At 73.7% G+C, this 13,945-nt stretch carries 14 protein-coding genes; 3 read left to right on the top strand and 11 right to left on the bottom strand.

Annotated features, from left to right (window positions below):
• The first annotated feature begins 61 nt into the window (after positions 1 to 61).
• A complete protein-coding gene (locus ABZ452_RS28975) occupies positions 62 to 238 on the top strand; it encodes a hypothetical protein (protein WP_357949506.1) in 177 nt (58 codons plus the stop codon).
• A gap of 101 nt (positions 239 to 339) precedes the next feature.
• Positions 340 to 2,019, top strand: coding sequence for a long-chain-fatty-acid--CoA ligase (locus tag ABZ452_RS28970; protein ID WP_357949504.1), 1,680 nt, complete (start codon positions 340 to 342; stop codon positions 2,017 to 2,019).
• A gap of 18 nt (positions 2,020 to 2,037) precedes the next feature.
• Here the strand turns inward: ABZ452_RS28970 and ABZ452_RS28965 are convergent, their stop codons facing one another.
• The 6 genes from ABZ452_RS28965 to ABZ452_RS28940 form a co-directional block, all read right to left on the bottom strand.
• Positions 2,038 to 3,003 carry a CU044_5270 family protein gene (locus ABZ452_RS28965; RefSeq protein WP_357949501.1) on the bottom strand — a complete coding sequence of 322 codons (966 nt, stop codon included), beginning with the start codon at positions 3,001 to 3,003 and terminating at the stop codon, positions 2,038 to 2,040.
• Between the two features lie 18 nt (positions 3,004 to 3,021).
• Positions 3,022 to 3,573 carry a sigma-70 family RNA polymerase sigma factor gene (locus ABZ452_RS28960; RefSeq protein ID WP_357949498.1) on the bottom strand — a complete coding sequence of 184 codons (552 nt, stop codon included), beginning with the start codon at positions 3,571 to 3,573 and terminating at the stop codon, positions 3,022 to 3,024.
• Between the two features lie 40 nt (positions 3,574 to 3,613).
• Entirely contained in the window at positions 3,614 to 4,231 is a 618-nt protein-coding gene (locus tag ABZ452_RS28955) for an alpha/beta hydrolase (protein ID WP_357949495.1), read from the bottom strand.
• A gap of 61 nt (positions 4,232 to 4,292) precedes the next feature.
• Positions 4,293 to 5,162: an AraC family transcriptional regulator gene (locus ABZ452_RS28950; RefSeq protein ID WP_357949490.1), complete on the bottom strand. Its 870-nt coding sequence runs from the start codon at positions 5,160 to 5,162 to the stop codon at positions 4,293 to 4,295.
• 95 nt (positions 5,163 to 5,257) lie between these two features.
• Positions 5,258 to 5,551, bottom strand: a complete 294-nt coding sequence (locus ABZ452_RS28945; RefSeq protein ID WP_357949487.1) for a hypothetical protein — start codon at positions 5,549 to 5,551, stop codon at positions 5,258 to 5,260.
• A gap of 49 nt (positions 5,552 to 5,600) precedes the next feature.
• Positions 5,601 to 6,014 carry a nuclear transport factor 2 family protein gene (locus ABZ452_RS28940; protein ID WP_357949484.1) on the bottom strand — a complete coding sequence of 138 codons (414 nt, stop codon included), beginning with the start codon at positions 6,012 to 6,014 and terminating at the stop codon, positions 5,601 to 5,603.
• A 116-nt stretch (positions 6,015 to 6,130) separates the two neighbouring features.
• Between ABZ452_RS28940 and ABZ452_RS28935 the strand changes: the two genes are divergently transcribed.
• Positions 6,131 to 6,790, top strand: coding sequence for a class I SAM-dependent methyltransferase (locus ABZ452_RS28935; RefSeq protein ID WP_357949481.1), 660 nt, complete (start codon positions 6,131 to 6,133; stop codon positions 6,788 to 6,790).
• Between the two features lie 37 nt (positions 6,791 to 6,827).
• On the opposite strand, the gene ABZ452_RS28930 is transcribed toward ABZ452_RS28935, so the two are convergent.
• The 5 genes from ABZ452_RS28930 to ABZ452_RS28910 form a co-directional block, all read right to left on the bottom strand.
• Positions 6,828 to 8,648 carry an acyl-CoA dehydrogenase gene (locus ABZ452_RS28930; protein WP_357949478.1) on the bottom strand — a complete coding sequence of 607 codons (1,821 nt, stop codon included), beginning with the start codon at positions 8,646 to 8,648 and terminating at the stop codon, positions 6,828 to 6,830.
• Between the two features lie 23 nt (positions 8,649 to 8,671).
• A complete protein-coding gene (locus tag ABZ452_RS28925) occupies positions 8,672 to 10,141 on the bottom strand; it encodes an ATP-binding protein (RefSeq protein WP_357949476.1) in 1,470 nt (489 codons plus the stop codon).
• Positions 10,142 to 10,217: 76 nt separating this feature from the next.
• Entirely contained in the window at positions 10,218 to 11,390 is a 1,173-nt protein-coding gene (locus tag ABZ452_RS28920; RefSeq protein WP_357949473.1) for an alanine--tRNA ligase-related protein, read from the bottom strand.
• Positions 11,391 to 11,634: 244 nt separating this feature from the next.
• Entirely contained in the window at positions 11,635 to 12,777 is a 1,143-nt protein-coding gene (locus tag ABZ452_RS28915; protein WP_357949470.1) for an acyl-CoA desaturase, read from the bottom strand.
• 16 nt (positions 12,778 to 12,793) lie between these two features.
• Entirely contained in the window at positions 12,794 to 13,885 is a 1,092-nt protein-coding gene (locus ABZ452_RS28910) for a ferredoxin reductase (RefSeq protein WP_357949467.1), read from the bottom strand.
• Positions 13,886 to 13,945 lie beyond the last annotated feature (60 nt).

The raw sequence follows: 13,945 nt of genomic DNA, 5'->3' as shown, positions 1-13,945 counted from the left end.
CGGGCATGGCGGGCGCCGGAGCGGGAAAGCGGGCGGCCCACCGCACTCCCGGGAGGATGACATGCGGGCGTTGCTCTGGATCGTCGGCGTCGTGGCCGCCGTGCTCATCCTGCTCGGGCTGTTCCTGGAGGCGGTGCGCTGGCTGCTCGTCATCGACCTGATCGCGCTGGTCGTGCTCATCGTGCTGGCCTTCGTGCGGGGCCGCCGGGTCGTGCAGAGGGGCGCCCCACGCCGCTGAACCGCCCGCCGTGTGACGAACTCAGCAAGTTACTCCGCCGTAAGTTACCGGGCGGTTAAGTTAGGCTGAGGGCCGTCATCCGGCAGCGAGGAGAGACGGCGATGGACGCGACCGCCCAGCGGCCCTGGACCCGCAGCTACGCCCCGGGCGTACCGGCCGAGATCGCGGAGCCGACCGGCACGCTGGTGGACCTGCTCACCGACGCCGCCCGCCGGTTCGGGCCCCGGGTCGCCCTCGACTTCTACGGCGCCACCACCACCTACGCCGAGCTGGCCGACCAGGTGGCCCGGGCGGCCGAGGCGCTGCGCCGGCTCGGCGTCGGCCCCGGCGACCGGGTCGCGCTGGTGCTGCCGAACTGCCCGCAGCACGTGGTCGCCTTCTACGCGGTGCTGCGCCTCGGCGCCGTGGTGGTCGAGCACAACCCGCTCTACACCGCCGACGAGCTGGCCCACCAGCTCACCGACCACGGCGCCCGGGTCGCCGTGGTGTGGGACAAGGTGGCGCCGCTGGTCGCCGGGCGGGGCGCGGTCGAGACCGTGCTGGCCGTCGACCTGCCCGGGGCGCTGCCCCGGCTCAAGCGGTGGGCGCTGCGGCTGCCGCTGCCCAAGGTCCGCGCCGCCCGGGCCGCGATGACCGCCCCGGCGCCCGACGCGCTCTCCTGGCCGGCGCTGGTCGCCGACGCCGCTCCGCTGGCCGCCGACCACCCCGCGCCCCGAGCCACCGACACCGCGCTGCTCCAGTACACCGGCGGCACCACCGGCGTCCCGAAGGGCGCCGTGCTGACCCACCGCAACCTGCGGGCCAACGCCGCGCAGGGCCGGGCCTGGGTGCCCGGCCTGCGCGACGGCGCCGAGACCGTGTACGCCGTGCTGCCGCTGTTCCACGCGTACGGCCTGACCCTCTGCCTCACCTTCGCGGTGAGCATCGGCGCCACCCTGGTGCTGTTCCCCCGCTTCGACCTCGACCAGGTGCTCGACGCGGCGCGCCGCCGCCCGCCGACCTTCCTGCCCGCCGTCCCACCGGTCTACGCGCGGCTCGCCACCGCGGCCCGGGAACGCGGCGTCGACCTCACCTCCGTCCGGTACGCGATCTCCGGCGCCATGGCGCTCCCGCCGGCCACCGTGGACCTCTGGGAGTCGGTGACCGGCGGCCTGCTGGTCGAGGGCTACGGGATGACCGAGACCTCGCCCATCACGCTGGGCAACCCGGTGGCGCCGACCCGCCGGCCGGGCACGGTGGGGGTGCCGTTCCCCTCCACCGAGGTCCGCCTCGTCGACCCGGAGGACCCGACCCGGGACCGCGCCCCCGGGGAGGCCGGCGAGCTGCTGGTCCGCGGCCCCCAGGTGTTCGCCGGCTACTGGAACCGCCCCGACGAGACGGCCCGGGTGCTGCTGCCCGGCGGCTGGCTGCGCACCGGTGACGTGGTCACCATGGACGCCGACGGCTTCGTCACCGTGGTCGACCGGATCAAGGAACTGATCATCACGGGCGGGTTCAACGTCTACCCGTCCGAGGTGGAGGAGGCGCTGCTGCGGATCCCCGGCGTCCGCGAGGCCGCCGCGGTCGGCCTGCCCACCGGGGACGGCGAGGAGGTGGTGGCCGCCGTGGTGCTGGACCCGGGGGTGGGCGCCGGCCCGGACTCGGTCCGCTCGGCCTGCCGCCAGCATCTCGCCGGCTACAAGGTGCCGCGCCGGGTCGTCGTGGTCGAGGAGCTGCCGCGCTCGCAGATCGGCAAGGTCCTGCGCCGCGAGGTCCGCGACCGCCTGCTCGCCGGGGGCTGAGGGCGGGGCCGGCACCGGTCAGGGCAGTTGGCCCGGCCGGTCGACGATCGCGACCCGGAGCTGCGCGACGGCCGATTCGGCCGACTCGCTGCCGTCGCGCACCACGGACCTGCGGGTGCCCAGGTAGACGTGGGTGTTCCGGTCGAAGATGAGGTCGTTGTTGCCACCGATCACGCCGGGCATGCGGATCGCCACCCCGTGCCGGCCGGCGGCGTCCACCACGTCGCCCGAGATGACGACGGCTCCCGGCTCCCGGGCCAGCAGTTCGAACAGCGCCGCCAGCGCTCGGGGCGGCACGTAGCCGTCGAGCACGGACCGCGCCGTGGTGTACGGCATGCTCTCGCTCCCGTACACGGCCTTCTCGTCGGCGCCCTCCGGCAGATGCAGGTCGACCGGGTGTTCCCGGAGGTATCGGAGCAGCCGGTCCGGCTCGGTGGGCAGGTCGCCGTGGTACGCCGGCGACGGCAGCTCGTCCAGCTCCTTGCGGGGATCCGCGGGATCGATCGGGCGGAGCACCCGCAGCTCGCCCCAGCCGTTCGGTTCGGCCTCCGGCCGGTACCGCGCCTGCGGGTGCGCGACTCCCCCGGCCGACTGCCACATCTGCACCCGCGTGGTGACGTACGGGCCGCTGTCCGGCCTCTCCCGCCTCGTCGCCAGGGCTTCCGTGAACACGTACTGGTCGGGTCGGGCGGTGAGCTCGGGCTGCTGCCGAGCGGCGTCGGCCGCCAGTCGGAGGATCTCCGACGCGCTGGCCGTGGGCGGCGGCTGGTCGCCCAGTCCCATCGTCTGGGCCGCCAGGACTCCGGCGGTCAGCGCGACCGCCAGCCCGAGCGCTCCGGCGAGGCGCCACCCGCGCGGGAACCGGGTGCGGTGCCCGACCGGACGGGCCGCCGGAACGGTCTCGGACCGCCGAACGACGTGGGCCTTCAGATCCGTGAGGAGCTGCTCCTCGAAGCCGTGCGGTGACTGCTCGGTCCTGGTCATGGCGTCGTCTCCGTTCGATCAGGCGAGGGTGGTGGCCGGGCGGGCGAGCACGGCGCGGACGATGCGACGGGCGCGGTGCAGGCGGACCCGGGCGGCGACCGGGGACATCCCGAGCGCGATCGCCGCCTCGGCCACGGTGAGACCGTCCACGGCGACGCTCTCGACCAGCGCCCGGGTGTGCTCGGGCAGCCCGCTCAGCGCCCGGCACGTGCGGCGCGCCGCCGACTCGGCGTCGATCCGTTCCTCGATGCGGGCGATGTCGTCGGCGTCCAGGTCCCGTCGTCCCGCCAGCCGGCCGGTCACCCGCAGCCGGCGGGCCGCCCGGCGCCGCTCGTCGGCGATGACGTTGCGGGCCACCCCGAACAGCCAGCCGATCTGGCTGCCCCGGTCCGGCCGGTAGCCGGCCGCCGATTCGATCACCGCCAGGAACACGTCGGCGGTCAGGTCGGCGGCGAGGTGCGGGTCGTCGACCCGCCGGGCCACGAACCGGCCCACCGCCTCCACGTGCCGCCGGTAGAAGATCTCGAAGGCCACCGGATCGGCTCCGATGCCGGAGATGTCACCCTCCACTGAGCCAGGATCATCCACGGGCCGTCCTCTCTCGTAGCCGTTACACCCCTTCTTCGCACGGGCGGGCGGTGGTGTTACCGGAACGAGAGGTGGCGGTTCCCGGGCCGGCGGCACCAATCGTCCTCGCCACCTCGCTCAGGTCGTCGTCCAGCTGGTGATCGCGCCCGGGCAGCCGGTGCAGCCGCGCCTGCGGGACGGCGCGGGCGTACAGGTCGGCGTGCGACGGTGGGGCGGTCTCGTCCTGGAGGCCGTGGAACACGTGCACGGGCACGCCGTGCGGCAGCCTCGCACCGAGGTCGTGCGGCAGCTCGAACTCCTCGCCGGGCCAGCCGCCCGCGCCGACGAACGGAGCGGCGATCAGCACGATCGCGCCGATCTGCCGCTCCGGTGGCCGCTCGGCGAGCGCGGCGACGAGGATCGTCGCGCCCACCGAATGGCCGGCGACCACCGCGCCGTCGGCCAGGGCCGCCAGCTCACGCCGGATGGCCGCACTCCACCGGGCGTAGCTCGGGTCGTCCTCGTCGGGCATGCGCGGGTAGCGGACCTCGTAGGTGTCCCCGAGCTCCCGCCTCAGGCTGTCGACCAGCTTGTCGTCCCATTCGTCGTGCGCGCCCGCGCCGCCGCCCTGGATGAACAGGATCTGCCGGGTACCTGCCATGACGATCCACCTTCGGATGCTCGGGTCGGACGACGACGCGTGGGCCGGCGTTGCGGGATCGTCACGCCGGTTCGACGGGCAGCCACAGTTCGCAGGTCGCGGTGCTGAAGTCGTCGGCGTGGTCGAGGACCGCGACGATCGAGGGGCCGGGCCGGAGACGCCACGGGTTGGAGGGGAACCAGTCGGTCGCGGTGGCGGCCCAGGTCTCCTGCAGGACCTGCGGGTGCGGTCCGGCGGTGCGGAAGACCGCCCACCTGCCGGCTGGCACCTCGATGGCGTCGAGGTCGTCCGGGGCCGGCGTGTCCCCGGAGACAGCGACCCCGTGCAGGTAGGTCAGTTCGCTGCCCTCGGCGCCGTCCGGGTCGAGGTCGTCGCAGACCTGCAGCAGGCCCGGCGGCTCGGCGTCCCCGAGGCTCTTCAACCGGAGGTGTTCCTCCCGGGGCAGTGCCGTGATGTGCCGCTGGATGTGCGGGTTGATGCCGTGGTGGATCAGCGGGACCCGAACGGCGTGCCCGACGAGCCGGAACGCGGGGCGGTCAAGGATGCGGGTGTGCATGGGTCTGCTCCCTTCGACGCTCAGGCGGAACCTGAGCTGCGGTTGTGTGCGAAGGGGGCCTCCGTCGCGGCGGACATCACCGGGACCGGCGCCGTGGACCGCCCGGAACGCGCGGCCGAACGCCTCCGTCGAGCCGTATCCGTGCCGGACGGCGATGCTCAGCAGGTCGTCCCGGCCGCGAACGACGTCGGCGGCGGCGACGGTCATGCGGCGCCGGCGCACGTACTCCGACAGCGGCATGCCGGCCAGTGACGAGAACATCCGGCGCAGGTGGTATTCGGTCGTGCCGAGCGTCCTGGCCAGTCCGACGACGTCGAATTCCTCGGTCAGGTGCTCTTCGACAGCGTCGACGAGCCGGTTGAGTGCCGAGATCACGAGGCCTCCCTTCGACGTCAAGACTGGCCCGAGGAACCCCGGCCGCGCCCGACCGCTGTGGCCCGATCCGATCATGCCGCTGCCGGCGGAGCCCGTCAGCCGAGACCGCGGTGCGCGGCCCACAGCTCACCGGCCCGGCCGGCAGCCCGGTCGACCAGAGCCACCAGCTCGGGCCGCTCCGGCACCGGGAACGAGACATAGGTGCCGCGGCCACCGGCGGTCGGGCGGCCGTAGGCCTTCGCCGCGAGGCGCCCGTCCGGCAGGAGCCGGACGTTGAGCGTGGTCAGCGTGAACTCCTCGCCGCGCCGGGTGTCGGTCCAGCGGAGCCCTTCGGGGATCGTGACGTTGATGGCCAGGGCGCTGACCTCGAGAGGGACATCGCTGCTCATGGACGCATGCTCCCACGCGACCCGACGCGCACGACGACGGCGGCGGTGATCACCACCGCTCCACGAGGTGTTCGCGGCCCTGCGGCGGGTCGTACGGTTCGGGCCAGTAGTCGACGATCCGGCTGATCAGCCCGTGCTCGGATACTTCCAGCCAGACACACGCGTCCTGCTGCTCGTCGCCCACCCGGACGTCGAGCCAGAGGGCGGCCGACCCGCCGTCGGCGACCAGCCGGCGCACCCGCAGGTGCCAGTCACCGGGATATTCGATGTTGAACCGCAGGAACGCCTCCCTGCCGCGGATGCGCTCCCGGGTCTGTGGCATCTCGTAGACCACGTCGTCGGTGAGCAGGCCGGCCAACGCGGGCCAGTCGCGGCGTTCGAGACGATCGACGTAGTCCTGTCCGGTCTGCCGGGTCACGGCGGTGTCGTTCACAGCGCGGACCCTACGGTCCGGCACCGACATCCTCGGCCGGCCGCCAATTTTGCCGAAACAGCAAGAAAGTTTGTCAGCGCCCGGAGCGTTCCGGATGCTGGTGGGCATCGGGGCGAACGCCGCCCAGCACCGGAAGGAAACGCCGCATGAGTGGACACGGGCACGGCCACCAGCTCAGCGAGGAGGAGGCGGCCGCCATCTTCGAGCCGCCGGCCTGGGACGAGCGATACTCCGGCGCGGAGAAGATCTGGAGCGGCAACCCCAACGCGCAGCTCGTCGCCGAGGTGACCAGGCTGACGCCGGGCACCGCGCTCGACGTCGGCTGCGGCGAGGGCGGCGACGTGATCTGGCTGGCTCGGCAGGGGTGGAGGGTCACCGGCGCCGACTTCTCCGCCAACGGCCTGGCCCGCGCCGCCCGGCACGCCGAGCAGGCCGGGGTCGCCGACCGCACCGACTGGTGGCAGGTCGACGCCCGGGCCTTCGCGGCCGACGGCCGGTCCTACGACCTGGTCACCAGCCACTTCCTGCACCCGCCGGACGGCGGGATGGTGGAGGTGACCGGCCGGCTGGCCGGCGCCGTCGCACCCGGCGGGCACCTGCTGGTCGTCGGGCACGCCCCGCACGAGGTGTTCACCCACCTGACCGCGAGCCAGCGCCGGGCCATGTTCCTGGCCGAGGAGCTGCTGCCCGGGCTGCCGGACGACTTCGAGGCGCTCGTGGTCGAGCAGCGGCCGCGGACGGTCACCCGCGACGGCGTGACGGTCGACATCGACGACTCCACGCTGCTCGCCCGCCGCAGGTCCTAGGCCGGCCCATCGCGCACCCCGCGCGGGCCGACCCCGGTCAGAACCAGGTCTCCCGGGTGTCCAGGGTGGTGCGGTCCAGGCTCTCCAGCAGGTCGAACTGCGGCCCGGTCCGGGGCAGCTCGTGGCGGAAGAAGTACCGGGCGGCCTGCCGCTTGCCGGCCAGGAAGTCGGCGTCCGGGCCGTCCGGGCTGCCCAGGGCCTCGACGGCGAGCAGCTGCTCCAGCCACATCCAGGCGATCACCACGTGCCCGACCGCCTCCAGGTAGATCGAGGCGTTGGCCAGTGTCACCTCGGGATCGCCGGCGCCGTGCAGCCGCCGGGTGACCACGGCGATCCGGTCGACCGCCGCGCCCAGCCGGCCGGCCAGTTCGGCCGCCTCGCCGTCGGCCTTCCAGGCCCGGGTCACCGTGGCCCGGATGGTCTCCAGCAGCAGCTCCAGGCCGGCGCCGTCGCGCATGGTGACCTTGCGGCCGAGCAGGTCCAGCGCCTGGATGCCGTGGGTGCCCTCGTGGATCGGGTTGAGCCGGTTGTCCCGCCAGTGCTGCTCGACGTCGTAGTCGCGGGTGTAGCCGTAGCCGCCGTGCACCTGGATGGCCAGGTCGTTGGCGGCGAGGCACCACTGCGACGGCCAGCTCTTGGCGATCGGGGTGAGCAGGTCCAGCAGGAGGTGGGCCCGGCTGCGGTCGGCCTCCGCCGGGGCGGTCTTCTCCTCGTCGAGGAGCCGTCCGCAGTAGAGGATGAGGGCGAGCGCGCCCTCCACGTAGCTCTTCTGCGCCAGCAGCATCCGGCGGACGTCGGCGTGCGCCACGATCGGCACCTGCGGGGCGGTGGGGTCCTTGTCGGCGGCCGGCCGGCCCTGGGGGCGCTGCCGGGCGTACGCCACGGACTTGAGGTGGGCGGTGTAGCCGAGCGCGGTGGCGCCGGCGCCCACCCCGATGCGCGCCTCGTTCATCATGTGGAACATCTGCGCCAACCCCTGGTGCGGCTCCCCCACCAGGTAGCCGACCGCCCCGGGCCGCCCGTACGGGCGGTGCACGCCCTCGCCGAAGTTGAGCAGCGTGTTGGTGGTGCCCCGGTAGCCGAGCTTGTGGTTGAGGCCGACCAGCACCACGTCGTTGCGGGGGCCGAGCGCGCCGTCGTCGTCGACGAGCACCTTCGGCACGATGAACAGCGAGATGCCCTTCACCCCGGGCGGCCCGCCGGGGATCCGGGCCAGCACCAGGTGGACGATGTTCTCGGCCAGGTCGTGCTCCCCGCCGGAAATCCACATCTTGGTGCCGACCAGCCGGTACGTCCCGTCGTCCTGCGGCTCGGCCCGCGTGGTGATGTCGGCGAGCGAGCTGCCGGCCTGCGGTTCGGACAGGCACATGGTGCCGAAGAACCGCCCCTGCACCATCGGCCGGACCCAGGTGTCGATCTGCTCGGCGCTGCCGTGGGCGAGCAGCAGGTTGGCGTTGCCCAGGGTGAGGAACGGGTAGGCGGCCGTCGACACGTTGGCGGCCTGGAACCAGGCGGAGCAGGCGGCGGCCACGGCGTGCGGCAGCTGCATGCCGCCCACCGACTCGTCCATGGTGGCGGCCAGCAGGCCGGTGCGGGCGTAGGCGTCCAGGGCGGCCTTGACCTGGGGGATGGTGCGAACCCGCTGCCCGTCGAAGCTCGGTTCGCTGGCGTCGGCGGCCCGGTTGTGCGGCGCGAACTGCTCGGCGGCGACCTGCGCGGCGAGGTCCAGCACGGCGTCGAAGGTCTCCCGCGAGTGCTCGGCGTAGCGGGGCCGTTCGGTCAGCCGGCCGACGTCGAGCCAGTCGTGGAGCAGGAACGCCAGATCCCGACGGGACAGCAGGGTGGACGACGACGACACGGGACTCCCTCCGTGGGCCGTCGTCAGCCGCGGCGCAGCCCGGCGACGGCCTCTCGGAGGTCATCCTGACTGATCGGGGCGGGCGGCGCACCCTCCGTCGCCTCCCGGAGCGCCTTGGCGAGTTGCACCCGGCGCAGCACCTCCCGCAGGTCGGCCCCCGTGAGCGCGGGGGTGGCCGCGGCCAGCGCCGCCGGGTCGACGTCGGCGCCGAACATCCGGAAGCCGGGCCGCTCGTGCCGGTCGATCAGCTCCCGGATCATCTTGGCGAGGATCTCCGCGCGGCCGGTCTCGTCCGGCGCCGGAATGGCGATCTTGAGGTCGAAGCGGCCGGAGCGGGTCAGCGAGGCGTCGACCCGCTGCGGGAAGTTGGTGGTGGCCACCACGATGACGTCCGGGTTCTCCTCGAACAGGGTGTTCATCTCCTGCTTGAAGATGCCGGCCACCGCGTTCACCGCCTGGCTGGCGGCGTCGCCGCCGGCGCCCGCGTAGCTGATGATGCTGTCGAACTCGTCGAAGAGCATGACGGTGGGCCGCCGGTAGCGGCGCGCCTCCCGGAAGATCCGCTTGATGTTGCGCTCGGAGCCGCCGAGGAACTTGTCGAGGATCTCCGGGGTGCGGATCTCCACGAAGTCCGCGCCGATCTCGTTGGCCAGGGCCCGGGCCAGCATGGTCTTGCCGGTGCCCGGCGGCCCGTACAGCAGGATGCCCTGCGGCCGCCGCGCGCCCCAGCGGGCCATCGCCTGCGGGTGCCGGAACGAGACGGCGACCTCGCGGAAGCGGGCGACCACCTCGGCCAGGCCACCGACCTGGTCGAGGGTCACGGCCGCGCTGCGCGGCGCCGCCGCGGCCACGCGGTGGCCCACGGGGTACGACCGGCCGCGCAGCAGTGTCGGCTCCGGGGTGTCGCCGGCCAGCTCCCGGACGGTCTGGAGCACCACGCCGACCATGAGGGTCAGGTGCGCGGGCGTGACCTCGGCGCTGGGCACCTCGGCGCGTACCCGCACCGCCGGCCCGTCGTGGCTGACCTCGGGGCGCAGGCCGGCCTCGTCGGCGGCGCGCAGCACCGCCCGGCCGGCCGGGTCGCGCGACGGCTCGGCGAGGGCGGCCCCGGTGGGTCGCAGCCCGAGGCGGCGGCCGGCCTCGGCGGCGACCCGGCCGACGGCGGCGGCCGGACCGTCGCCGCCGCGCGCGGCGAGCCGCTGGGCCACCAGCAGCCCGATCGGCCCGGCCAGGCCGAGGGCGAGCAGGCCGGCGCCGGGCAGCGCGGTGTCCGCCCGCAGGTACGCCTCGAAGCGGTGCACCGGCCGCCCGTCCCGGCTGTCGGCGCGCACGGTGCAACGCACCTCCCGCACCGGCGCGGGGAAGTCGCCTCCGGCCAGCAGCTCCACCGGCCCGTCCTGCGCCGCGGCGAGCAGGCCCGCGGCGTCGGTGACGGTCACCCGGGCGCCGAGCAGCCTCACCGTCTCGGCGTCCGGCCGGACCTCGTACCCCATGCGATCACATCCCTCGCCGCGGCGGTCTCCGCTGCCGAGTCTGGCACCGTGGCACCGCCCCGGCCACCGGCGCGGGTCAACCCGCCTCGGCGAGCAGGCCGTCGACCAGGTCCCGGGGCAGCCCGTGGGTGTCGTGCAGCCAGTGGTAGTCGCGCTCGGTCAGCGGACCGCGCGCGCGTACCCGGTCGACCAGCGGCCGGCCCCGGTCCAGCAGGCCACGGAACCGCCGCTCCTCGTCCAGCAGCAACTCCCGCAGCGGCCCGACCTCCGCGTCCTGCCGGAACCGGCGCAGCGTGTCGCGGTACGCGTCGAGCGGCAGCTCGGTCAGGCCCCGCGCCGGGTCGTCGCGCCACAGCACGGTGAGCGCCCGCCGGACCAGCCGGCGCAGCACGTAGCCGCGGCCGGTGTTGCCGGGGCGTACCCCGTCGCCGAGCACGACCACCGCGGAGCGCAGGTGGTCGGCGACCACCCGCAGGTCCGCGCCGCGCAGGTCCCACCGGTCGCGGACCGCGCCCACCCACGGGGTCAGGCCCGCGCCGTCGAAGACCGACCGGCCGCCGCGCAGCACCATCTCCAGGCGTTCCAGGCCCATCCCGGTGTCGATGCTGGCCATCGGCAACGCCGTCAGCCGGCCGTCGGGGTGGCGGTGGTGGCGCATCTGGACGTGGTTCCACACCTCCATCCAGCGCTCGTCCGTGCCCGGGGTGCCGGACGGCGCGCCCTCCCCGGTCCACACGAAGATCTCCGAGTCGGGCCCGCACGGGCCGGTGGGGCCGTTGGACCACCAGTTCTCCGCGCCGTTGGACTCGACCGGCACGCCCAGCCCGGTCCAGGTCGCGAGCGCGGTCTCGTCCGGGCCGACCTGCTCGTCGCCGCCGAAGACGGTGGCGTGCAGCCGCCCCGGGTCGATACCGAAGCCCTCGGTGAGCAGTTCGTGGCCCCAGCGCAGGCTGGTCGCGATGTCGTAGTCGCCGAGCGACCAGGAGCCGAGCATCTCGAAGACGGTCAGGTGGGTGCGGTCACCGACCTCGTCGAGGTCGGTGGTGCGCAGGCAGCGCTGCACGTTGACCAGCCGCCGGCCGCCGGGGTGCGGGCGCCCCAGCAGGTACGGCGTGAGCGGGTGCATGCCGGAGGTGGTGAAGAGCACCGGGTCGCCGGGTGACGGGACGAGCGAGCTTTCCGGCGCGTCCCGGTGGCCTCGGCGGTGGTAGTGGTCGACGAAGGTGCGGACGATCTCATCGGGTGTCATGGCACGGGCCTTCCGGTGGGGACGACCGGACGGTCCGCCGCGCGGGCGGTGGCGTGACACGACGACGCCGGCGGACCGTTTCCGGTCGCCGGCGGGAATGGGGCAGGTCAGGCGGCGGCGGCCGGCGAGCGGGAAGCTCGCGCGGCCGCGGCGGTGGTGCTGCGCCTGAGGTCCATGCCCATGACGGTAGCCGATCGGGGATGGCGCCGCCCACCGGAATATCTCTCCGGTGGGCGGCGACCGGTCAGGCCGTGCCGGAGGAGACCAGCGGGGCGGTGGCCACCGGCTGGCGCCGGTCGGCGCGCCGGTTGGGCAGCGACAGCCGGATGACCTTCCACCAGGCGGAGGCGACCTGCTTGGGCAGGGGGCCGGTCGTGTACTTCAGCCCGTACCGGTCGAACAGCGCCCGGACCTGCGGGGCGATCTCCTGGTAGCGGTTGCTGGGCAGGTCGGGGAAGAGGTGGTGCTCGATCTGGTACGACAGGTTGCCGGTCATGATGTGCAGCAGGCGGCTGCCGCTGATGTTGGCCGAGCCGAGCATCTGCCGCAGGTACCACTCGCCGCGGGTCTCGCCCTCGATGGAGGTCTTCTCGAAGGTCTCCACGCCGTTCGGGAAGTGCCCGCACATGATCACCGAGTGGCTCCACAGGTTGCGGATCAGGTTCGCGGTGAACGTGGCGGCGAGCGTGGACAGGAACGACGGGCCGGACAGCAGCGGGTGCAGCACGTAGTCCTTGAGCACCTGGCGGCGGATCTTGCGGCCGACCGCCCGGGCGCGGGCCCGGAACGCCGGGTCCTTGTGCCGGCCCTTCTTGAGGTTCTCCCCCAGCTCCAGGTCGTACGCGGCGATGCCGTACTCGAAGAAGCAGGCGTTCACGAAGTTGTAGAACGGCTGGCCCAGGTACGCCGGGTGCCACGGCTGGTCCTCGTCGACCCGCATGATGCCGTAGCCGAGGTCGTTGTCCTTGCCGAGCACGTTGGTGTAGCGGTGGTGCAGCTCGTTGTGCGAGTGCTTCCACTGCTCGGGCGGGGAGACGTGGTCCCAGTCCCAGGTGGTGGAGTGGATCTTCGGGTCGCGCATCCAGTCCCACTGCCCGTGCAGGACGTTGTGCCCGATCTCCATGTTGTCCAGGATCTTGGCCACCGCGAGGCCGGCCGTGCCGACGATCCAGGCGGGCGGGAACAGCGAGAACAGCAGCACCGCGCGGCTGCTCAGCTCCAGCGTTCGCTGGGTCTTGATCACCTTGCGGATGTAGCGGGCGTCCCGCTCACCCCGGTCGGCGATCACCCGGTCCCGGATCGCGTCCAGCTCCTTGCCGATGATCTCGATGTCCTCGGCGCTGAGGTGGGCGATCGGGTTGTCCGCCTTCTTCTGGATCACGGTCACGTCGGAGGGCCTCCTGTCAGAGTTCGATGTCGCAGGTACCGGCGGCCGCCGACACGCAGGTCTGCACGAGCACGCCGTCCCCGGGGACTGCGGTGGTGACGTCGCCGTTGCGCAGGTCGCGTACCGCGCCCTCCCGCAGCGGGACGACGCAGCCGAAGCAGATGCCCATCCGGCAGCCGGACGGCATCAGCACTCCGGCCCGCTCGCCGGCGTCGAGGATCGGGGTGGCCCCGTCGGCCTCGACGGTCACCCCGGCCTCGGTGAACGTCACGGTGCCGCCCTCCCCCGGCGAGATCACGGTGGGCCGGAACCGCTCGGTGTGCAGCCGGTCGGCGAGCCCGTGGGAGTCCCAGTACCCCTCGACGGCGTCGAGCATGCCGATCGGCCCGCAGGCCCAGGTCTGCCGGTCGAGGTGGTCGGGCACCAGGTCGGCCAGCTCGTCGACGCCGAGCAGGCCGTCGCTGTCGGTGTGCCGCTCGACCAGCCGCAGCGCGCCGGCCTCGGCGAGGGCCCGCAGCTCGGGGCCGAAGATGACGTCGTCCCGGGTGGGCGCCGAGTGCACCAGCACCACGTCCGCCCGGTCGTGCAGGCCGGCGCGGAGCATCCCCATGACCGGGGTGATCCCGCTGCCGGCGGTGAGGAAGAGGACCCGTCCGGGCGTCGCCTCGGGCACGACGAAGTCGCCCTGCGCCTGGTCGAGCTGCACGATCGTGCCGGGCCGGACCCGGCGGACCAGGTGATTGCTGACCTTGCCGTCCGGGATCGCCTTCACGGTGACGGCGATCAGGCCGTCCGCGGCGCCCGGCGCCGAGGTGACCGAGTACGCGCGCCACTGACGCACCCCGTCGACGTCCACGCCGAGGCGCACGTACTGTCCGGGCAGGTGCCCCTGCCAGCTGCGGCCCGGCTGGATGACCACGGTCGCGGCGTCCCGGGTCTCCGGACGGACCTCGACGATCCGGCCGCGCAGCGGGGCGCCGGCCCGCAGCGGCGCGACGAGGTCGAGGTAGTCACCAGGCAGCAGCGGGGTGGTGACCGCGCCGGCCAGCCGCAGCAGTCTGTCCCGGAAGGTCACCTTCTGGGAGCGGCGGGGGGCAGTTGTGGTCATATCACCAGGGTGACTGCGTGATCGCATAACATCTTGACCGGCAAAGGTGAAAGAGCCGCA

This window comes from Micromonospora sp. NPDC005707, assembly GCF_040631005.1.
Lineage (GTDB): Bacteria > Actinomycetota > Actinomycetes > Mycobacteriales > Micromonosporaceae > Micromonospora.
The sequence above is the reverse complement of the archived record's forward strand: the minus strand, read 5'-3'. Positions and strand labels throughout refer to the sequence as shown.